At 40.9% G+C, this 230-nt stretch carries 1 protein-coding gene; it reads right to left on the bottom strand.

Annotated elements, in window-relative coordinates; translation table 11 throughout:
* Positions 1-230: protein kinase domain-containing protein (locus SB772_RS46205; protein ID WP_410839294.1), on the bottom strand; the 230-nt coding region annotated here is incomplete at both ends.

The following is a 230-nucleotide window of genomic DNA, read 5'->3' as shown; positions in this document are numbered from 1 at the left end:
AGCAGAGCCAAAGTCGATTAACTTGACCGCACCTGATTGAGTTAATAATATATTTTCAGGCTTGATATCTTGATGCAGTAGATAGTTCCGATGCATCACACGGACCGCCATGCCGATCTTAGTAAGTAAATCGTAAGTTTGCCAAATATCACAAGGGGCTTGACGATCCATAAACACTCGTAGGCTCTCCCCTTCGATATATTCCGTTAAATGATATAAATAAGTGCTAC

It is taken from the genome of Paraburkholderia sp. SIMBA_030, assembly GCF_046535245.1.
Lineage (GTDB): Bacteria > Pseudomonadota > Gammaproteobacteria > Burkholderiales > Burkholderiaceae > Paraburkholderia.
The sequence above is the reverse complement of the archived record's forward strand: the minus strand, read 5'-3'. Positions and strand labels throughout refer to the sequence as shown.